The following is a 20,766-nucleotide window of genomic DNA, read 5'->3' as shown; positions in this document are numbered from 1 at the left end:
AGGTTGTCATCCCCAGTAGACACACTCGATATGTCCGCGCTCAGTTGTTCTATTAGCGCTTCCTCAACTTCTACTGGGTGTTCTCCCCAGCGGTCCTCCTGTTCTATGGGATCGACAGAACGGTCGTCCCGTCACGTATTTCAGCGCGAGTCCCTGAGTTGCGGGTAATGGAGTACGTGGAGGCGCGTCGCGCCGCCATCGAGCGGCGGCTCGAAGAGACGGTGGGCGCCGTCGAGCCGTCGGAACTCAGCGACGAACTCGAACACGTCGTGCTCGCCGGCGGGAAGCGCGTCCGGCCGACGCTCACGGTGCTCGTCTGCGAGGCCGCAGGCGGGGACGGGGACGCTGCGATGGACTTCGCCGTCGGCGTCGAACTCGTGCACAACGCATCGCTCGTCGTCGACGACATCATCGACCAGTCCGCGGTCCGCCGCGGGAAGGCGAGCGCGTGGGCCGAATTCGACCACGGCCCCGCGCTCGTCGCGTCGAACGGCCTGCTCGGGGAGGCGTTCGCGCTGTTCTCCCGGGACCCGCGCGCGATGGAGTGCGTGACCGACGCGCTCGTGGAACTCGGCGAAGGCGAAGCCATCGAACTCGTCGACCGTCCGGAGACGGAAGCCGAGTACATGGAGCTCGCACGCCGGAAGACGGGCGCGCTGTTCCGCGCCGCAGCCGAACTCGGCGCCGTCGCCGCGGACGCGGACGGCCGGTCGGTCGAGGCGCTCGGCGAGTACGCCGAACGCGTCGGCGTCGCGTTCCAGATCCGCGACGACGTGCTCGACGCCACCGCTGCCAGCGAGGACCTCGGGAAGCCAGCGGGCATCGACGAGGACCTCGACCGCCCGAGCATCGTCCGCGTGACGGACCGCTCGCCGGAGGAATTGAACGCGCTCGCGGAACGCGAGAGCGAGCGCGCGATGGACGCCCTGGTCAGCCTCGACCTGCCCGCCGGCGAAGCCTACGACTACCTCGAGTACCTCGCGGAGTTCGTCGTCTCCCGGGAAGCCTGACGGCGTCGCCCGCGCCTCGTTCTACGCGGCGTCCGCCTCGGTGTCGGCGTCAGCGTCGGTTTCGGCGTCCGGTTCGCCGCGCCAGGACTCCACGACGGCGAACGTCAGCGTCGACAGCACGCTCACGAGCGTGCCCGCCGTCAACACCGCGGCGAGTTCGGTGAGCGTGACGTACCCGAGGAAGAACGCCGACAGCATGTGCAGGACGGCGGCGATGGAGAGCACGTAGAACGGCGCGTTCAAGTACCGCCACCGGAACCGGTCGGCGAGGTACTCGTCGGTGACCTGACCGAGACTCGTGGTGAGGCCGGCGGCCGCGAACCACCGCACGGCTCCGAACGTCAACGCCGCGACGATGGTCGACGGCGCCAGCGACCCGCCGGTGTCCGCGCGCACCGTCGCGAGTTCGTTCATGCCCTCGACGCCGCCGATGACGAGGAGGGCGGCGGCGACGACGTACGTGATGAGGGTCACCCGGCCCGTGTACAGCCCCGACCGCACGCGCTCGACGGTTTCGTCGACCGTCGATTCGAGGCCGAGGCCGCGGAACAGCGCGTACAGTCCGACCGCTGCGGAGGATACGCCCAGCACCGCGCCCGGCAACCCGAGGACGTCCGCCAGCACCGCCAGCGGGTAGATGAGGAGGAGAATCCCGAGCGGTACCAGAATCGTCCCCCTGGTCTCGGGGTCGTTCATCACCTGCTTGAGCGTGTAGTACATCGACTCGAGGTCCTGGGCCTGCCGCACGACGACGCGCTTGACCGCGTCGATGGGGACCCGCGAACGGATGACGGGGACGACGGACTCGTCCTGTGCGCCGTCCGTGACGACGACCGCCCGCACGGGTTCGTCGCTGCGGATGGACGCCAGCACCTCGTCGACCTCGCGGCCGACCTTCCGGTTGGCGGCGACGTCGCCCCGCTCGACGCCCGTGACGGCCGCGACCTCGACGTTCTCCTCGGTGCTGTACTGGTCGTGGAGGTGGACGCCCTCGAAGAGGACGTTCACGTCGCTGTCCTCGGGGTCGGCTTCCGCCAGCGACACCGCGGCGTGTTCGACCTCGTTGCGGCCGACGACCGGCGTCGGCACCCCGGTCTTCCGGCCGAGGTCGTCGTCGAGGTCCACGCACAGCACGAGCAGCATTCGCTGGATGATAGGGGAGGGCGGTATAACTGTTTTCGGGAGCGCTGGGTGGCGACCGCTTGACTGACCGCGGCGACGAGACGGGACCGGTCGCGGCCGCGTCCCCGGCCACGTCCCCGTCCGAGACGCCCCTGAACCCACTTCGCACGCTTTTTGGGTCTCGGGGGAGTAGACGTGTTCGAACGAATGATTTCCAAGGGCTGCGAGCAGTGCGCGGAAGGGGGCAAGATGGTCCTCTTCGTCTACGGCTACTGCGACCAGCGCGACTGCTTCTACTGCCCGCTCGGCGACAACCGGAAGAACGTCCACCAGGTGTACGCCAACGAGCGCCCCGTCGAGACCGACGAGGACGTCGTCGAGGAAGCGAAGCTGATGGACGCGCTGGGCACCTCCATCACGGGCGGCGAACCCCAGGAGGTCATGGACCGGACGTGCCGGTACCTCCGCCTGCTCAAGGACGAGTTCGGCGAGGACCACCACACGCACCTCTACACGGGCATCACGGGCGGCCGCGAGAACATGCGCCGCCTCAGCGAGGCGGGCCTCGACGAGATCCGGTTCCACCCGCCGTACGAGCAGTGGGGAGACCTCCACGGCACCGAGTGGGAGGAGATCTTGTACGTCGCGCGCGAGGAGGGCCTGACGCCCGCCTTCGAGATTCCGGGCATCCGCGCCGAGGCGGAGTTCCTGGAGTTCCTCGACGAGGGCGCCGCGGACTTCTGTAACATCAACGAGTTCGAGATGAGCGACGGGAACTACGAGCGCATGCAACAGGAGGGCTACGAACTCCAGGAGGACCACATGAGCGCAGTGGACGGGTCCAAGGAGGCGATTCTGGAGACGATGGCCGACCACGAGAAGGTCTACTTCTGCACGAGCGTGTTCAAGGACGCCGCCCAGCACCGCTCGCGCCTGAAGCGGATGGCCCGGAACGTCCGCCGGGAGTTCGACGACGTCACCGACGACGGCACGCTCGTCTACGGGAAGACGACGGTCAGCCCGGAGCGCATCCGCGAACTCGGCGTCCCCGACGAGTTCTACACGGTGAAATCCAACCACGTCGAGGTGGCGTGGTGGCTGCTCGAGGAGATGGTCGAGGACGGCGACGTCGACGACGGCGAGATCGTCGAGCAGTACCCGACGTACGACGGGCAGGTCGTGGAGCGGACGCCGCTGGCGTAGTCGGCCATCCGTCGTTTTTCGCCGGTTCTTCGTTCTGGTGTTATCCTCCGGTGAGACGTCTGACGGCGAACTGCCGCTGATTACTACGGCCCAGGGGTCGAATTTTAGGTGCTCGACTCTCGTGTAGTACGCATGTCAGAAGAGTACGGGGGTGGGACGGGCTGGTACGGTACCCGGTGGGGGCGGCTGTTCTACTGGGGAATCCTCGTCGCGACGCTGGTGGGCGTCGCGCTGTCGATGGAGGCGACGAATCTGTCGATGCGCGTGCCGCCCGCAATCTACTTGTTCGGGTTCCTCGGGGCGACCGTGTACGTGTTCACGAGCTTCGCCCAACAGTTCGAGGACGACGACCAGTACCGGCTCAAGATCCTGAGTCGGACCGTCGCGGTGTTACCGCTGGCGGCCGGCGTCTACCTGCTCGCGCTCGCGTTCCCGGGTATCGACGGGGATCTGACCGTGCTGGCGGCGGACACGTCGGGCAGCAACGGCGCAACCCAGACCGATCGTCTCGTCGCGGGCGTGGCGTTCCTCGCCGGCATCTACGTGAGCACGACCCTCAAAGCGCTCGGCGGCCTCGCCGAACGCCTCCTCGGCGTCTCGCAGGGCCAGACGGAGAGTGCGGGCGAGGAGAGCGGGAGCAAGGAGCGTGCTGACGGTATCTCAGGTGACGGCAGCGAAACGGAAGAACCCGATAGCGAGGATGGGGATACCGAAGACGACCCGAACTGATATTCTCGAGACGAGCATCCGGCGACCGAGCGGTCCGAAGGACCCGGCAGGTCGCCGGTTCACTCCGCGAGTGAGCGAAGCGAACGAGTGGAGGCCGACGAACCCCCGGAGGGGGGTGAGGAGTGCTTTTTCCGCACGTTTTTGCCAGGGAGGCGCGGCGAAGCCGCGCCGACCGCAGCAAACAGTGCGTATTAGACGCCCGTGCCGTACCGCAGAAGGCCCGCGATGCCGCCGAACGCGGTGAGGAGTTGTTCGCCCTTCTCGAAGTCGGTGGAGATGAAGTGGGTGTCGGTGCCGCGCTGGTCGGCGATCTCCATGAGATGGTCGATGGCGTCGTCGCGCTGGGCGGCCTCGGCGGGTTCGCCGCACTCCGAGCACTCGTGTTCGGGGGTGTCCGAGCGCTGGGCGACGAGTTCGCGTTCCTCGTGGTCGTTCGGGCACTCGTAGGTGACGACGTCCTTGCGGAGGTCCTCGGAGATGAGGAGGGTTTCGACGGAACCCATGATGAGGTTGCGCCGCGTGGGTTCGAAGCCGTAGGTGGCGAGGTCGCCGCCGTTGAGCTCCTGGAAGAACTCCTCCATGTCCGCTTTGTCGTCCATCAGGTCGGCTTCCGCGAGCGCGTCCTGTGCGCGGTCGACGAGCTCCTTCAGGCCGGACTCGTCGGTGTAGGAGACGTCGAACTTCCCGAGAACGGAGTCCTGGAGTTCGTGGTGGAGGTAGTCGCCGTCGAGGAACTCGTCCTTGGTCGGGGAGGGGCCGCCGACGAGGATGCCGTCGAGTTCGTGGCGTTTCGCGACGAAGAGGTCGTTTGCCATCTCCGCGACCTCCTGGTAGAAGTTGTCGATGGCTTCGAGGCGGAGGCGGGCGAACCGCTGTGCGGACTGGCCCCCTTTGCGCTGTTTGCCGGGGACGAGGCTGCTCGCTGACTTGACGGCCTCGATGCGTTTGCCCTTGAGCCAGCCGACGTTGGCTTCGCGGCGGTCGAGGACGATGAGGCCGTAGAGGCCCTTGTCGCCGAGCATCTCCTCGAGGGGTTCGGTGAGGAACGCGGCGTCGCAGTGGTAGCGGAACGACTCGATGGGCTGTGGCGGCGACTCCAGGACCTCGGTCACCATGTCAGTGCGGCCGCCGCCGCTGTCGACGGCGCCCGAGAAGACGACGAGGCCGTTGTCCGGCGGGAACGTGTCGTAGTAGCGGAGGCGGTCCTTGATGGACTTCAGGGCGTCCTGGACGTTCGTCCGCGTCTGCTTGGACTTGATGTTGGAGGCTTCGGAGTGCTCCTGCGTGACGTGGGCGACGACGTCCGAGATCTGCTTGTCCGGGGGGATGTAGATAGTGACCAGTTGCGTGCCGCTGCCGGTGTACTCCTTGAGGTCCTCGATGACCTTCTGGAACTCGTACTTGCGGCGGTCCTCGGACGGTGCGCCCTCCTGCTCGCTCATTACTCCGAGATAGCCGGCCAGCGTGTAAGTAAGCTTTGACCTGCTCGGTCGCCGCCGTGTAACAGTGCAGCGACTGGATGGTGTCGGCGAGTTGAAACCGCGTCGGTGGGGAGTACGGCTGACTGATTCCCGCCCAACGCTTTAAGTCCCACTCTACGTACGCGGTACCATGACTGGGCGCGTGTTCGCCGTCGCCAGCGGCAAGGGCGGCGTCGGAAAGACGACGACGGCCGTGAACCTGGCTGCGGCCATGGCGGAAGCCGACCGGTCGGTAGTGCTCGTTGACTACGACCTCGGGATGGCGAACGTCGGCGCCGTCCTCGACGTTCGGAGGTCGTCAGCGACGTCCTCCGCAGCCCATCAGAACGCGAAGCGTTCTGAGGACGTCGACGCGGCGGACGCGACCCTGCACGACGTGCTCGCCGGCGAGGCGGACACGCTCGACGCGGTCGCTGACGCCCCCGGGGAGTTCGACGTCATCGTCGGCGGGACGGACATCGAGGACTTCGGGCGCGCGGACCCCTCGAAGCTCCGCGACGTCGCCGAGGACTTGCGCGCGGAGTACGAGGTCACCATCGTGGACACGGGCGGCGGCCTCAGCCACGACACGACCGTCCCCCTGGGCCTTGCCGACGACGTACTCCTGGTGTCGACGCCGCAGGTCGCAGCGCTGGAGAACACCGAGAAGACGCTGGAACTCGCCCGCCGCGTCGGCGGCGACGTCGAGGGCGTGATTCTGACGCGCGTCGGCGGCCGGGACGTCGACACGCCGGACGCCGTCGAGGACCTCGGCGTTCCAGTGCTCGGAGCGATTCCCGAAGACGGCGCCGTCGCCGACAGCGAGGACGCTGGCGAGCCACTCATCGTTCACGCGCCCGAGAATCCGGCGGCGCAGTGCTACCGCGAACTCGGCTACGAACTGCTCGACGAGTCGCCGCCGCTGTCGTTCCGGGACGACGAGGAGGACGCGCCCGCCGCTGCAGGCGCTGCCGGGGCGTTCTCCGAGGCGATGGACGACGAGGAACCCGAGCAGCGGTCGCTGCTCTCCCGGCTGACTGGCGGGCGACTGGGCTGACCGACGCCGCTGCGATACTGTTGGCGCGCCCGTCGCTCTCGAAAACGGGAAGGATTAAGCAATCACGCGCTCGGAGTCACGAACATGGCAAACGAGAACTCCGTCTCCACCGGCTGGCTGCTGTTGTACATCGTGCTGGCGCTGCTCATCGTGTACGGCACCGTGTCGTTCGTCGGCGGCCTCTGAGACCGGCGAGCGACGGCTCCGCGGATGGGACCGAACTGGACGACGGGCGGGCGGTAGCGGACTCTGCGGGCGGGGAGCGGCTTTGGTAGCGGACTCTGCGGGCGGGGAGCGGCTTTTCTCGACTTGTGCGCGGCGCCGCTGTTACATCGAGTCGGGCGACTCGATGCCGAGCACGCCGAGGGCGTTCGCGAGCGTGTTGCGGGCGGCGTCGACGAGCGCGAGGCGGGCGGCGGCGGTGTCGTCGTCGACGTCGTCGGAGACGACGGGACACGAGCGGTAGAACGCGTTGAACGTGTCCACGAATTCGCGCGCGAACGTCGCGACCTGGTGGGGTTCGCGGTCCGCCGCGGCCGCCTCGACGACGGCGGGGAAGCGCGCGATGCCTTCCAGGAGGTCGCGTTCCGCCTGGGTGTCCAGGGGCGCGGCGTCGAGGCTGGGTTCGAGGTCGCCGGCTTCCGCACTGATGCCGCAGGCGCGAGCGTGGGCGTACTGGACGTACGGCGCGCTCTGTCCCTCGAAGTCCAGAGCGTCCTCCCAGTCGAACGTGATGGCTTTCGTCGGCTGCTTGGAGACGATGTCGTAGCGCACCGCACCGATGCCGACCTGGCGGGCGATGCGTTCGACGTCCGCCTCCGTCAGGTCGTCCCCGCGGATGCGGTCGTCCAGGCGGGAGCGAACGGCGTCCTCGGCGCGATTGACGGCCTCGTCCAGCAGGTCGTCCATGTCCACGCCCGTCCCCTGCCGGGTGCTCATGGACTCCCCGCCGGGGAGGTTCACCCACGCGTAGAACACCGCTTCGAGCTGGTCCGTGTCGTTGCCGAGGATGTCCAGAGCGGCCTCGAGCTTGTTCGCGTGCAGTTCCTGGTCCTCGCCGAGCACCGTGATGGCGGAGTCGAAGCTGTCGAACTTCCACTCGTGGTGCGCGAGGTCCCGGGTGGTGTAGAGGGTGGTGTCGTCCGAGCGCAGGAACACGAACGACTGCTCGATGTCCCAGTCGTCGAGGTCGAGTTGCCACGCGCCCTCCTCCTTGAACGCGTACTCGGAGTCCTGGAGGCGGTCGACGACCTCGTGCGTGGAGCCGTCGCGGAGGAACCGCGTCTCCTTGACGAACTCGTCGAACTCCGCGGGCAGGCGGCCGAGCGTCTCCTGCATGCCGCCGAGCACGGTGTCGACGACCTCGCTGGTGCGCTCGAGGGTGTCCTCGTCGCCCTCGTCGAGGCCCTCGATGATTGACGCGATTTCGGCTTCGGCTTCCTCGACGGCCGCCGGGTCGCCCTCCTCGAGGAACTCGTTGCCCTTCCGGTAGTACCGCACGAAGTCGTAGTCGGGCTTGTCCCGCTCCGGCTCGGGCAGGTCGGACTCGTCGAACGTCTCGTAGGCCCACGTGAACACCGCCATCTGGCGGCCGGCGTCGTTGACGTAGTACTCTTTGGTGACGTCGTACCCGGCGAAGTCGAGAATGCGGGCGAGGGCGTCCCCCAGAATCGGGTTGCGTGCGCGGCCGACGTGCACCGGGCCGGTCGGGTTCGCGCTCGTGTGCTCGACGACCACGGACTCGCCGGTGTCCGGGAGCCGCCCCCACTCGTCCGCCTGCGCGTCCTCGAGCGTCCCCTGGAAGTACGCGTCGCTCGGCGTGAAGTTCACGTACGGGCCCTGCGTCGAGACGTCGGCGACGAGGTCCGCCGCCGAGAGGTCGATGGCGTCCGCGATCTCGCCGGCGACCTGCGGCGGCGGCGCCTGCGCGTCGCTGGCGAGTCGGAACGCCACGCTGGACGCGAGCACGGCGGGCACGTCCGCTGGCGGTTCCTCGATGCCGAGGTCCCCGGTCGGGTAGCCGAGGTCGTCGAGCGCGGCTTCGAGGGCCGCCTCGACTTCCCGGCGGAAAGCGATGAACATGTCCACCCGTTCTCGGCGCCGGCTAAAGGGATTTCCGAAGCGTGCGAGCGACGGTGGCGGATCCGCTACTTCCCGAGGTAGAGGTCCCGCACCTTCTCGGAGTCGCGGATCGTGTCGGCGTCCGCCTCGAACTTGTTCTCGCCCATGTCGAGGGCGTACGCGCGGTCGGTCACTTCGAGCGCGGCCTTGACGTTCTGCTCGACCATCAGCACGGCCGTGCCGGATTCGCGGATGCTGTCGACGTGCTCGAACGCGCGTTCGATGAGTTTCGGCGCGAGGCCCGCCGACGGCTCGTCGATGAGTAGCAGGTCGGGGTCGGGCATCAGTGCGCGCGCCATCGCGAGCATCTGCCGCTCCCCGCCGGACAGCGTCGCGGCGTCCTGGCCCTGGCGGTCGGCAAGACGCGGGAACAGCTCGAAGAGCTCCTGGCGGCGCTCGGCCGGCCGGTCGGCGTGAATCGACCCGATGTCGAGGTTCTCCGCGACGGTCAGGTTCGGGAAGACGTTCTGCGTCTGCGGGACGTACGCCACGCCGTTGGGCACCATCTCGTTGGAGTCGAGGTCGCTGAAGTCCTGTTGCCCCATCCGGATGGTGCCGGCCCACAGCGGGAGCTGGCGGAACAGCGCCCGCATCAGCGTCGACTTCCCGGCGCCGTTCGGCCCGAACACCAGCACGACCTCGTCGTCCTGCACGTCGATGTCGACGCCGTACAGCACCTGGAGGTCGCCGTACCCGGTCTCGACGTCGCGCGCCGAGAACAGGGCGTCGTCGTACCGGCGGATGGACGCGATGTCGCTCATCGGTCCACCCCGCCGAGGTAGGCTTCGACGACGCGCTCGTCGTCCTGCACGATGTCGGGCGGGCCGGACGCGAGCGTCTGGCCGTTGTGCATCACGACGACGCGGTCGCAGTTCTCCATGACGACGTCCATGTCGTGTTCGATGAACAGGATTGTCCGCCCGCGGTCGTTCAACTCTCGGAGTCGCGCGAGCAGGTCGTCCGTCAGCGACGGATTGACGCCCGCGACTGGTTCGTCGAGCATGATGATCTCGGGGTCGAGCATGAGCACGCGGCCGAGTTCGAGGAGTTTCCGCTGGCCGCCCGAGAGGCCGCTGGCGTAGTCGTCAGCGAGGTGGTCGAGTTCGAGGAACTCGAGGGTGTCGTCGACGCGCGCCTGGACGTCGGCCTCCTCCTCGCGGATGGTTCCGGGCCGGAGGAGCGCGCCGAGCGCGCGCTCGCCGGTCTGGTGTCTGGCGGCGAACGCCATGTTCTCGCGGACGGTCATCCCGCGGAACGTCTTCGGCGTCTGGAACGTCCGTCCGACGCCGCGGCGCGCAACCTTCGTCGGCGACAGCCCCTGGATCTCCTCGCCGTCCAGGCGGACCGCGCCGCCGTCGACGTCGTAGACGCCGGTGATGCAGTTGAACAGCGTCGATTTCCCGGCGCCGTTCGGGCCGATGAGGCCCGTGATCGACGCCTCCTCGACGCCGAACGAGACGCCGTCGACGGCGACCAGGCCGCCGAACTGCTTCACGACGCCGTCGACTTCCAGGAGGTCCGCCGACGCAGCCGCGTCGCCGGAGTTGCCGTCGGCAGGTGACTGGTTCGAACTCATGTCAGTCCTCCTCCTCCCCGAGCGCCTGGATTTCCGCGGGGTCGCCGAACAGGCCCTCCGGTCGGTACCGGATGACGAGCACGAACAGCACGCCGATGACGACGAACCGCATGCTCGGGATGAACGACGGGTTGTTCGGCAGCGGCCCGAACAGCGCGGGCAGCACGCCGCTGAGCGCGTCCGGGAGCGTCGACTGGATCCAGTTGTACAGCGTCGTGATGAACCGCGTGGACTCCTCGAAGGCGACCACGAGGAACGCGCCGACGACGGCGCCCGTGTTCGAGGCCGCGCCGCCGAGCAGCATCGCCGCGTACACGGTGAACGTCACGTGGGGGACGAACTGCGCGGTCACGACGCTGCCGAGGTAGTGGGCGTAGACGCCGCCCGCGAACCCTGCGATCATGCCGCCGATGACGAACGACTTCAGTTTCACGGCGTTGGTGTCCTTGCCGAGCGTCTTCGCGGCGGCCTCGCTCTCCCGCACGCCCTTCAGCAGCCTGCCGAACGGCGCGTTCACGAGGCGTTCGAGGACGAGGTACGTCACGAGCAGGCTGAGCGCGGCGAACGCGAGGTACGCCAGCTGCCACTCGTCGGCCGTCAGCCCCGCCCGCCCGGGTTTCGGGACGCTGTTCATGCCGAACGACCCGTTGGTCAGCCACGCCTCGTTGACGAGCACGTCGCTGAACACGCCCGCGAGCGCGAACGTCGCGATGGCGAGGTAGTGGGTGCCGAGCCTGACGCTCGTCAACCCGATGAGGAACGCCAGCACGCCGCCGACCAGCGCGGCGGCGGCGAGGCTCACGGGGAACCCGAGCGGCATCGGGAGGTTGAGCCAGAGCTCGTAGCTCGCGTTCGTCACCGTCGACGGCGGCGGCATCGTCACGATGGCCGACGCGTACGCCCCAGCCGCGAAGAACGCGACGTGCCCGAAGTTCAACAGCCCCGTGTAGCCGTAGTGGACGTTCAGCCCGAGCGTGAGCAGACCGTAGATGCAGCCGATGGTTGCGACGGCGACCAGGAACGACGCCCACCCCGTCAGCAGCGCCATCAGAACTCACCCCCGCGGATGCCCTCCGGTCGCACCAACAGCACGCCCACGAGGATGATGAAGGCGTACGCTCGCGTGTAGTTCGCGGACAGGTACGTCGACCCGAAGTTCATCGCGAGCCCGATGAAGAACGCGCCGAGCATCGCGCCGTAGGGCCGTCCGATGCCGCCCAGAAGCGTCGCCGCGAAGATGACGATGAGGTACTCGAAGCCGACGCCCGGCCGGAACGGCGCGAACAGGACCGCGTACAGCACGCCGGAGAGCGCGCCAGCCGCCGCCGAGATGAACCACGTCTGCCGGATGACGTCCGTGGTGTCGATGCCCGCGACCTCCGCCAGCGACCGGTTTCCGCTGGTCGCGCGCATGCGCTTGCCGAGCATCGTGCGCTGGAGCAGCAGGTGGATGAGCAGCATCGTCACGACGCCCGCGACGACGACGCCGAGTTCGAGGTGCGTGAGCCGGATGCCGAAGTACTCCTGGCGGCGAAGCAGCGGAATCGGGAGCTGTTTCGCGGACACCCCGACCCAGCCCTGCAGGAGGTTCCGGAGGATGAACGAGACGCCGATCGAGGTGATCAACAGCGGGAGCGCGCCGCGGTCCGAGATCGGCTCGAAGAACACCCGGGACACGGCCACGCCGAGCAGGCCGACGAGCACGAGCGCGACGACGGCGGCTACGGGCAGCGGCAGCGACATTCCGAACACGCCGGCGGCGAGGAACACGGTCAGGTACGCGCCGTACGTGAGGAACTCGCCGTACGCGAAGTTGATGAACCGCGTCACGCCGTATGACAGCGTCAGGCCCACGGCGCCGACGGCGATGACGCTGCCCTCGATGAGGCCGAATACGACAGTCTGTAGGAGATTGTCGAAAACCATGCTAGAGGGACTGTGCGCTTAGAGTGCCTCTGGCGGCAGCCGTCCGGCTTCCGTCCACTCGCCGCCCTCCGCTTTCTTGATGGAGAACGGCGCGACGATGTCCCCGTTCTCGTCGAAGTTGATCGGGCCGACGAGCCCCTCGTAGTCGACGTCGGCGCCGTCCGCGATCGCTTCCGCGCCCTCGGTGTAACTGGTCACCTGCTGTTCGGGTGGCTTGGCGACAGTGTGGATCGCGTCTGCGACGTTCGGTCCGGTGAGGTCGTCGCCGCTCGCGGCGACCTGGGTCATCGCGAGGCCCATGACGTTCATCGCGTCGTACGTGTTCGTGGCGAACACTTTCCCGCCCTCGTCCCAGTCGGCGTACTCCGTGATGCGGTCGAAGAAGCTCTCGAGACGGCCGGCCTCCTGGGCCGGCTGGTAGGTCGCCGCGTTCAGGCCGAGCATGTCCTCAGTGACCTGGTTCTCGCTCTGTGAGAGGAAGTCCTGGTTGGTCTGGTCCTGAGTCGCGAACCAGTTGCCCTCGTAGCCCGCCTGGAAGCCGGCTTCCGTGATCTTGACGCTATCCTCGACGGACGCGATGAGCACGCAGATCTCCGGGTCGGAGTCCATCATCGACTGGACCTCCGACGTGTACGAGGCCTTCCCGGTGCGGATGTCCATCGTCGTCGTGATGGTGCCGCCGAACTCCTCGAAGGACGACCGCACGGGCTCCTTGAACGACTGGAACACCTCCTTGTCCCCGACCATCAGCGCCATCCGCTCGTAGTCCTGGATGGAGTTGTACTGCTGTTCGCGGGCGGCCTTCGCGATGGCGCGCCCCCCGAGGGAGTCCGAGGACACCGTCCGGAAGATGTAGTCGCCGCCGCGCGTGTCCAGCGACGTCGTGCCCGCGGTCGGCGTGATGACCGGGACTTCGTTCTCGACGAGCGTGTCGATGACCGCGGACATCGTGATGCTCGTCGGGCCGATGACGCCGTCCACGTTCTCGACGTTGACGAGGCGGTTGGTGGCCGACACGGACGCGTCGGGCGACGCTTCGGTGTCGCCCTGCACGACGGAGACGTTCCGGCCGCCGATGCCGCCCTGTTCGTTGATCTCCTCGCCGATCATCTGTACGACGGGGAGCACGTTCGCACCGACCCACGCGTAGTCCCCGGAGAACGGCAGCAGCACGCCGATTTTGAGGTCCTCCGAGTCGCCGCTCCCACCGTCCTGTGTCGTCGTCGCGCCGCCGCCGCTTTCGGTCGTCGTTTCTTCGTCTTCGTCGTCCCCGCCGTCTCCTGTACATCCTGCCAGTCCAGCTACGCCGCCTACGGTCACCAGTCCCCCTGTCCGGGTGAGGAACGTTCGCCGTCCAATAGTCATGCTATTGCACCACATGTCGCGGGCGCAAAAGCATTTTGCCGAACGGTAATAATCGCCACGGCCGGCCAGCCCTCAGTCAATTTCCGCTTCGGTGTCGGCCGACAGGTCAGCGCGTGACGGGATTGCCCGATTAGCGACCGTCGACTCCCGTTGCCCGGGTCGCCGTCGCCCTGGTCAGATGTCCCGGCCGCCGTCGACTTCGAGCGCGGTTCCGGTGATCATGTCTGCGTCGTCGGACGCCAGGAACGCCGCCGCCTGCGCGATGTCGTCGGGTTCGGCGAGCCGGCCGAGCGGAATCGTCTCCGCCATGTCCTCGACGGTGAGTTCGCCGCTCGCGAACTCCGGGAGCATGTTCGTGTCCGTTGCGACCGGACAGATGGCGTTGACGCGCACGCCGTCGCCCGCGAGTTCGTACGCGAGCTGCTTCGTGAGGGTGATCATCCCGCCCTTCGACGCGCAGTACGCCGACAGGCCGGTTCGCGGCCGGATGCCGGCCGTCGACGCGGTGTTCAGGATGACGCCGCCGCCCTGCTCGCGCATGTGCGGCACCGCGTACTTCGCGCCCAGGAACGCGCTCTTCAAGTTCACGTCCTGGATGGCGTCCCAGGTCTCCTCGGTCACGTCCTCGACCGGCGTCGACTCCTGGGGAATGCCGGCGTTGTTGTGGAGGACGTCGATGCGCCCGAACTCGTCGACGGTCCGCTCGACGAACGCCTCGACGTCCTCGGCGTCGGAGACGTCGGCGCGAACGGCGATTGCTTCGCCCCCGTCGGCCTCGATGCCCTCGGCAGTATTCGCGGCCGCGTCCTCGTCCAGGTCCACGACGACCACTGACGCCCCGCGTTCTGCGAACAGTTCAGCCGTGGACTGCCCCATTCCAGCGCCAGCCCCCGTGACGGCGACCACTTTGTCTCGTACTGTCATGGCGGACTAGATGTGGACGGCGACCAAAAGTGTGGGAGACAGCGTCAAAGTACGGTGAGCGGATTGGGGAGCGTGGACGTCCGGAGACTGAATCGGGGTCGCCGCCGCAGGTGGCCCGGAAGCCGGCTGTCGCTCTAGGGGCCGTACGACGCGGCGTCAGGCACCCGGGAGGTCGTCGCCTTCACCGGACTCGAGGTTGACCGCGACGTTCTTCGACTGCAGGTACGAGTCCAGCGCCTCCAGGCCCTTCTCGCGGCCGATGCCGGACTTCTTGTACCCGCCGAACGGCGTCTGGTTCGTGTCCCCGAACCACTTGTTGACGTAGACGTTCCCTGCTTCGAGCCGCTGCGCGGCGCGGTGAGCGCGACGCACGTCGTTGGTGAACACGCCCGCGACGAGGCCGTAGGCCACGTCGTTGCCGATTTCGATCGGGTCCTCGTCGTCGCCGTACGGGATGACGCTGAGGACGGGCCCGAAAATCTCCTCCTGGGCGACCCGCATGCCGTTGTCGACGTCCGCGAGGACCGTCGGCTCGAAGAAGTAGCCGTCCCGGTCGGGCGCCTCGCCGCCCGCCGCGAGCGTCGCGCTCCTCGACGCCGACCTCGACGTAGTCCCGCACGCGCTCGAAGTGCTGCTCGCTGTTCAGCGGCCCCATGTCCGGGTCGTCGGCGCCCGGTCCGAGGTCGTAGGCGTTCGCGCGCTCGACGATGCGCTCGAGGAACTCCTCGTAGTGGTCCTCGTGGACGATTGCGCGGTCGGCCGCCGAACACACCTGGCCGGCGTTCGTGAAGATGCCCTGGTCGACCCACGACACCGCCTCCTCGACGTCCGCGTCCGGGTAAACGATTGCGGGGTTCTTCCCGCCGAGTTCGAGCGTGACGGGCGTGATGTTGCCGGCCGCCGCCTCCATCACCTGCTGCCCCGTCGTCACGCTCCCCGTGAACGTTATCGTGTCCACGTCCGCGTGGCCGGTCAGCGCCGCGCCCGTCTCACCGCCGCCGGAGACGACGTTGACCGCAGACTCCGGAACCCCCGCCTCGAAGCACAGTTCCGCGAGGCGGTACGCCGACAGGGGCGTGGTCGGCGCGGGCTTCACGACCGCCGTGTTCCCGGCCGCCAGCGCCGGTGCGACGCCGCGAGCGAACAGGTTCCCGGGGAAGTTCCAGGGGATGATCTGGGCGGACACCCCGTAGGGCTCCCGGACGGTGAAGTCCACCTGGCCGGTGCCGACGGGCACGGACCGCCCCTCGAGTTTGTCCGCCGCGCCCGCGTAGTACTCGAAGTAGCGGGCCGCGCTCGTGAGGTCCGAGCGCGCCTGCGAGCGCGGCTTCCCCTGGTCGCGCGACTCGACGTCGGCGAGCTCGTCGACGTGCTCGCGGATGCGGTCCGCGACCCGGTACAGCGTCCGGCCGCGCTCGACGGGGTCGGTGTCCCGCCAGTCCGGGAACGCGGATGACGCCGCCGCCACCGCGCTGTCGACGTCCGCTGCGTCTGCGACCGCGACCTCGGCGAACGCCTCGCCTGTCGCCGGGTCGACGGTCTCGCGATACTCGCCGCTCGACGGCTCGACGTGCTCGCCGTCGATGAGGAGGTCGTATCGCTCCCTCGTGGTTGAACGGCTCATACTGTGTCCAACCCGCCCGACGTACTTGGTACCTCGTCTCGTGGCAACCGCTGACTGCGCCACGCATCCCCGTCGCCGACTGCGGCCCGAGTCCACCGCTGCGCTGTCTCGGCGGTCTCGACGTGCTGTTCGGATTCCCGGCCCTGGCGACGGGTCGCCGGGCGTCGCCCGGGTTTCCGGGACGCGCTTCTCGAGGGCGTACTCGGGTCGCTGGGCAGCCCCGCTGTCGGCCTCCGGGCGGCCCGCGCAAACTCGGCCGCCGCGGCGTCTGTATAGGTCTTCATAGCCGTGCGTGGCCGTCCCCACCCGAATTTATTCGTCAATACTAATCTTAGTAACGTTGATATTTCGGCGTTTGGTCGTTCCACGTGATGGTCGAAACAACACGACGGCGCCTCCTCGCCGGCACAGGAGCGGCGATCACCAGCGGTCTCGCTGGGTGCAGCGGACTCGCCTCGAACGCCTCCGGTGACTCCGGAAGCGGCGAAACCTACGACGTCGGGTACGGCGACTACCAGACGACGGTCGACGCAGACAGCTTCCCCGAGAAACTCTACGTGTACGCGGTCCAGTCCGGGTGGTCGAACTGGCCCGCCATCATGTCGTCGTTCGAGGAGACGTACGGCGTCCCCCTCAACGACGACGACCGGTCGTCCGGCGAAGCCCTCCAGCACATCCGGTCGAACGCGCAGAACCCCAATCACTCGGCGTACAACGGCGGGTACACGTACGGCATCATCGCAATGAACGAGGGCTTCACCACAGACTACAAGCCCGCCAACTGGGACAAGGTCCCGGAGCAACTCAAGACCGACAACGGTCACATGACCGCCACCCGTCGGATGACCACCGCTGTCACCTACCGGACGGACATCTACGAGGAGCGCGGCCTCGACGCTCCCGAGACCTGGGAGGACCTCCTGGACCCGGATATTACGAGCGACCTCGCGCTCCAGACGCCGACTGCGGCCGTCGGCCTCGCGACCGCGCTCTCCGTGAACAACGCTCGCGGCGGTTCACTCGACGACCTCCAACCAGTCATCGACTACTACGAGGAAATCCAGGACGGCGGAGCGGAGTTCACCGACAACTTCCTCGCGCAGTTCACGAAGGGCGAGTACGCGACGTTCATCCGGTACGACTACTCGGGGCTCAACCTCAAGTACAACAACGAGGACATCGACGAGGAGAAGGTCGGCGTCGCGCTGCTGCAGGGTGAGAACGGGAACGCGGGCGCGTTCAATCAGCCCTACGGCTTCGGCATGCTCGAAGACGCGCCGAACCCCGAGGCCTGCAAGCTGTTCATGGACTACGTGCTCTCGAAGGAGGGCCAGAAGCAGTTCCTCGACGCGTACGTCCGCCCGATTCGCGCTCCGGAACTCGAGATGCCCGACGAGTTCCCGGACCAGGCCGTCTACGACGAGGCGGAGTTCCAGGTGGACTACGGCACGCTCGTCGACAACCAGGAGTCCATCATCGAGGAAATCGAGCGGTCCGCCGGCCTCTGAGATGGACGCAGAGGACGCGCCGACCTCGACACCGAATCTGTCCGACTCCGCGCCACGCAGCGCCCGGCTTCCCGACTCGGTTCGAGCGCTCGTCGCGCCCCGCACGGAGCGGGACCGAGAACGCCGACGCATCCTCGCGCTCTGCGCTCCCTTCCTCGTCCTCGCGGCCGTCGCCGGCATCTACCCGCTCGCCGAGATGGCGCGGATCAGCGTCTCCGAGGCCAGATTCGTCTCGACCGGGTTCTCCGTCGACGCGTACGTGGACCTCGCGACGAACCAGTATCTCCGCCGGGCCGCCTGGAACACGCTCTGGTTCGGCCTCGCGACCACCGCCGTGAGCCTCCTGGCCGCGACCGCGACCGCGCACGCGCTTCAGAAGTACACTCTCCCCGCCGAGGATCTGCTCGTCACGCTGCTGTCGTTCCCCGTCAGCCTGCCCGGGATCGTCGCAGCGTTCATGATCATCGTGTTGCTCGGGAACACCGGCCTGTTGACGAACGCGGTCGCGTGGTTCGCGGGCGAGAGTGCCATCGACCTCGCGGTCGCGACGGGCGTCGCGGGCCTGTTCATCGCGTACTGTTACTCGATGATTCCCCGCGCCTTGCTGTTGCTCCGGGGGAGTTACGCGGAAGTGAACGAGCGCGCCGAGGAGGCCGCCCGTTCGCTGGGCGCGTCGCCCGCCCGCACCTTCTACCACGTCACCCTCCCCCAGATCAAACCGGGGCTCATCGGCGCGTTCATCCTGACGTTCCGCACGGCGCTGGCCATCTTCGGCACCGTGCTCGTGCTCCAGGCGATGCGGGTCTGGACGTACGAAATCGACTACGTGCTGTCCAACGGCTTCCAGATCCAGCTCGCGGCCGCGATGGCCGTCGTCTGGTTCGTGTTCGTGCTCGCGTTCACGGTGCTCGGGCTGAAGTACACCAGCGCGGAGGTGGGGCTGTGAGCGCGCGCCCCGACGGCCAGCAGTCGCTGTCGGCGGCGTTCGGCCGCCCGCTCGTCCTCGCCGTCTTCGTCCTCACGCTGCTGTTCCTGGTCGCGCCGATCGTCGTGACGTTCGTCGCGTCGTTCGCCCGCGACTGGACAGGCGTCCTTCCGTCCGGCTTCGTTTCCGTGCGGCACTGGGAGCGCGTGCTCGGGTTCGCCGCCTACCAGGACGCCGCCGACTACTCGCTGCGTCTCGGGGAGATGCTGGCGACGCTCCCCCGGGACCCGTTCGCCGCGTTCGGCAAGACGCCGCTGTTCCGGAGCGTCTTCCTCGCACTCGGCGGCGTCGCCATCAATCTCGTCGTCGGCGTCCCCATCGCGTACGCCGTCGCACGCTACGACTTCCGTGGCCGCGAGTGGCTGAACGCCATCGCAGTGCTGCCACTTGCGCCCGGCATCATCCTCGGCATCGCGTTCCTGCGCGCCTACCCCGAACTCTCGGGCACCGACTTCGGCCTCATCGTCGGCTACTCGCTGCTGAAAGCACCCTTCATGGTGCTCGCCGTGCAGTCGAGTTTCGAGGCGATGGAGCTGCGGCAACTCGAGGAGAGCGCTCGCTCGCTGGGGGCGTCGTGGCTCCGCACGTTCCTGGTCGTCGTCGTGCCGAACGCCAAACGCGGAATCGTCTCCGGGGCGATCATCTGCTGGGCGCTCGCCGCCGCCGAGTTCAACTTCTCCTACGTGGTGTATTCGCGCGGTGCCCGCCCGCTCGCGCTGTTCCTGAAGGCGAACATCTCGAACAGTTCCTTCGAAACGACCGCCGCCGCGGTGTCCGTGTTCTTCGTGCTCATAGCGGGCGTCACGCTCGCGCTGCAGCTGCTCGGGAACCGCGGGTTCGCAACGAGGTAGCCATGTCCAGAATCACCATCGACGACGTGACGAAGCGCTTCGGAGACACCACCGCCGTCGACGGCGTCAGCCTCGACATCGACGACGGCGAGATTCTCGGCGTCGTGGGGCCGTCCGGCTGTGGGAAGACGACCACGCTGCGGACGCTCGCCGGGTTCGAGACGCCGACCAGCGGCCGTGTGCTGTTCGACGGCGACGACGTCACCCACCGCCCGCCGGAGACCCGGAACGTCGGCCTCGTCTTCCAGTCGTACGCCCTCTTCGAAAACATGACCGTCCGTCAGAACGTCGAGTTCGGCCCGAAGATGCAGGGCGTCTCCGGGGACGAGCGCCGCGAGCGCGCGACCGACCTCCTCTCGATGCTCGGCATCCCCGAACTCGCGGACCGCGACCCCGCGACGCTGTCCGGTGGCCAGCGGCAACGCGTCGGGCTCGCCCGCGCGCTCGCCATCGAACCGCACATCCTGCTGCTGGACGAGCCGATGACCGGCCTGGACGCGAAACTCAAGACGCGACTCCGCGAGGAGGTCGGCGACCTGCTCTCGGAGTTGGACGTGACGGCGCTCTACGTCACCCACGACCAGGTCGAGGCGATGGAGATGTGCGACAGCATTGCGGTGATGAACGACGGCCAGGTCGAACAGGTCGGGACGCCCCGCGAGGTGTACGAGTCCCCCGCGTCGTCGTTCGTCTCCGAGTTCGTCTCGCTGGACGTGCCGGACTTCGCGTTCGTCGACGGCGCTCCCTAACGAGCGCACCGAACCCACCGTGCGGGACCGCGTCGCTCCTGTCGGACAACGTTTGCTGTGTCCGACCGATCAGCGGCCGATGCGGTGGTCGTGTCGCTCACTCGTGGTCGATCGGCGCATCCTGGCATCCCGGCCCGAGGTACTGGTGTCTCGCCCCGGGGCACCCACTGGCCGCACACGCCTCGCAAATATCGCCGAAAGCGGCCTGCTGTGGCTCAATACCACGGGGCCGCGGGGGAAAATCCGGGAGTGTAATGTACCGGTACGTGTACAGGCCGAACAGATGAGCCGCTGGCTGCAGTCGATCTCCGTCCTCGGCGCGGTTCTCATCGCAGTCGCGCTCGGACGCGCGGCGTTCGACCTCGCCAGCGGCGGCGCGCACCCGGCCGGCGTCGTCGACTTCGCGCTGTTGAGCCTGCCGGGACTCGTCCTGTGGTATCTCACCCACTGGCTGCCGAACTCGGAGTTCGACCCGGACCTCTATCCCCGGGTGCTGGCGTGGTGTCTCGGCGGCGTCGGCGCCATGTTCGCGTTCACCCTCCTGCGCGGTACGCCC

At 67.8% G+C, this 20,766-nt stretch carries 17 protein-coding genes and 2 pseudogenes; 9 read left to right on the top strand and 10 right to left on the bottom strand.

Annotated elements, in window-relative coordinates:
- Window positions 1-167 precede the first annotated feature (167 nt).
- On the top strand, window positions 168-1,010 hold the full coding sequence (locus GRX66_RS07065) for a polyprenyl synthetase family protein (protein ID WP_159525926.1): 843 nt from the start codon (window positions 168-170) through the stop codon (window positions 1,008-1,010).
- A 21-nt stretch (window positions 1,011-1,031) separates the two neighbouring features.
- Here the strand turns inward: GRX66_RS07065 and GRX66_RS07060 are convergent, their stop codons facing one another.
- Window positions 1,032-2,153 (bottom strand): DUF373 family protein, encoded by a 1,122-nt coding sequence (locus GRX66_RS07060; protein ID WP_159525925.1) that lies wholly within the window; start codon window positions 2,151-2,153, stop codon window positions 1,032-1,034.
- A gap of 186 nt (window positions 2,154-2,339) precedes the next feature.
- Between GRX66_RS07060 and GRX66_RS07055 the strand changes: the two genes are divergently transcribed.
- A complete protein-coding gene (locus GRX66_RS07055) occupies window positions 2,340-3,335 on the top strand; it encodes a radical SAM protein (protein ID WP_159525924.1) in 996 nt (331 codons plus the stop codon).
- A gap of 132 nt (window positions 3,336-3,467) precedes the next feature.
- Window positions 3,468-4,064 carry a hypothetical protein gene (locus GRX66_RS07050; protein WP_159525923.1) on the top strand — a complete coding sequence of 199 codons (597 nt, stop codon included), beginning with the start codon at window positions 3,468-3,470 and terminating at the stop codon, window positions 4,062-4,064.
- Window positions 4,065-4,255: 191 nt separating this feature from the next.
- Here GRX66_RS07050 and prf1 read toward each other — a convergent pair whose 3' ends face one another.
- Entirely contained in the window at window positions 4,256-5,506 is a 1,251-nt protein-coding gene (prf1, locus tag GRX66_RS07045) for a peptide chain release factor aRF-1 (RefSeq protein ID WP_159525922.1), read from the bottom strand.
- Window positions 5,507-5,675: 169 nt separating this feature from the next.
- Between prf1 and GRX66_RS07040 the strand changes: the two genes are divergently transcribed.
- Window positions 5,676-6,581, top strand: a complete 906-nt coding sequence (locus tag GRX66_RS07040) for a nucleotide-binding protein (RefSeq protein ID WP_159525921.1) — start codon at window positions 5,676-5,678, stop codon at window positions 6,579-6,581.
- A gap of 327 nt (window positions 6,582-6,908) precedes the next feature.
- Here GRX66_RS07040 and argS read toward each other — a convergent pair whose 3' ends face one another.
- From argS to GRX66_RS07000, 8 genes and pseudogenes are all read right to left on the bottom strand, one after another.
- A complete protein-coding gene (argS, locus tag GRX66_RS07035; RefSeq protein ID WP_159525920.1) occupies window positions 6,909-8,663 on the bottom strand; it encodes an arginine--tRNA ligase in 1,755 nt (584 codons plus the stop codon).
- Between the two features lie 65 nt (window positions 8,664-8,728).
- Window positions 8,729-9,463, bottom strand: a complete 735-nt coding sequence (locus tag GRX66_RS07030) for an ABC transporter ATP-binding protein (RefSeq protein WP_159525919.1) — start codon at window positions 9,461-9,463, stop codon at window positions 8,729-8,731.
- The gene (locus tag GRX66_RS07025; protein ID WP_159525918.1) at window positions 9,460-10,278 is read right to left on the bottom strand and encodes an ABC transporter ATP-binding protein; all 819 of its coding nucleotides are present in this window, start codon (window positions 10,276-10,278) and stop codon (window positions 9,460-9,462) included. Before GRX66_RS07025 ends, GRX66_RS07030 begins: the two co-directional genes overlap by 4 nt.
- A 1-nt stretch (window position 10,279) precedes the next feature.
- Window positions 10,280-11,326: a branched-chain amino acid ABC transporter permease gene (locus GRX66_RS07020; RefSeq protein WP_159525917.1), complete on the bottom strand. Its 1,047-nt coding sequence runs from the start codon at window positions 11,324-11,326 to the stop codon at window positions 10,280-10,282.
- Entirely contained in the window at window positions 11,326-12,204 is an 879-nt protein-coding gene (locus GRX66_RS07015) for a branched-chain amino acid ABC transporter permease (protein ID WP_159525916.1), read from the bottom strand. Before GRX66_RS07015 ends, GRX66_RS07020 begins: the two co-directional genes overlap by 1 nt.
- A gap of 18 nt (window positions 12,205-12,222) precedes the next feature.
- The gene (locus tag GRX66_RS07010; protein ID WP_159525915.1) at window positions 12,223-13,569 is read right to left on the bottom strand and encodes an ABC transporter substrate-binding protein; all 1,347 of its coding nucleotides are present in this window, start codon (window positions 13,567-13,569) and stop codon (window positions 12,223-12,225) included.
- A 174-nt stretch (window positions 13,570-13,743) separates the two neighbouring features.
- Window positions 13,744-14,493: an SDR family NAD(P)-dependent oxidoreductase gene (locus GRX66_RS07005; RefSeq protein ID WP_159525914.1), complete on the bottom strand. Its 750-nt coding sequence runs from the start codon at window positions 14,491-14,493 to the stop codon at window positions 13,744-13,746.
- A gap of 264 nt (window positions 14,494-14,757) precedes the next feature.
- A pseudogene (locus tag GRX66_RS07000) lies at window positions 14,758-16,117 on the bottom strand (aldehyde dehydrogenase family protein); the annotation flags it as partial.
- Window positions 16,118-16,488: 371 nt separating this feature from the next.
- On the opposite strand from GRX66_RS07000, the gene GRX66_RS06995 reads away from it, so the two are divergent.
- The 5 genes and pseudogenes from GRX66_RS06995 to GRX66_RS06975 form a co-directional block, all read left to right on the top strand.
- Window positions 16,489-17,625 (top strand): extracellular solute-binding protein, encoded by a 1,137-nt coding sequence (locus tag GRX66_RS06995; protein ID WP_159525913.1) that lies wholly within the window; start codon window positions 16,489-16,491, stop codon window positions 17,623-17,625.
- A 1-nt stretch (window position 17,626) separates the two neighbouring features.
- The gene (locus GRX66_RS06990) at window positions 17,627-18,571 is read left to right on the top strand and encodes an ABC transporter permease (RefSeq protein ID WP_159525912.1); all 945 of its coding nucleotides are present in this window, start codon (window positions 17,627-17,629) and stop codon (window positions 18,569-18,571) included.
- A complete protein-coding gene (locus GRX66_RS06985) occupies window positions 18,568-19,461 on the top strand; it encodes an ABC transporter permease (RefSeq protein WP_325063991.1) in 894 nt (297 codons plus the stop codon). Before GRX66_RS06990 ends, GRX66_RS06985 begins: the two co-directional genes overlap by 4 nt.
- Before the next feature lie 2 nt (window positions 19,462-19,463).
- Complete coding sequence (locus GRX66_RS06980) at window positions 19,464-20,210, top strand: ABC transporter ATP-binding protein (RefSeq protein WP_159525911.1); 747 nt, start codon at window positions 19,464-19,466, stop codon at window positions 20,208-20,210.
- Window positions 20,211-20,493: 283 nt separating this feature from the next.
- Window positions 20,494-20,766: pseudogene (locus GRX66_RS06975) on the top strand (histidine kinase); the annotation flags it as partial.

This window comes from Halobacterium bonnevillei (assembly GCF_009831555.1).
In the GTDB taxonomy this organism is placed as follows: Archaea; Halobacteriota; Halobacteria; order Halobacteriales; family Halobacteriaceae; genus Halobacterium; species Halobacterium bonnevillei.
This window is presented reverse-complemented; position numbering and strand designations above follow the sequence as displayed.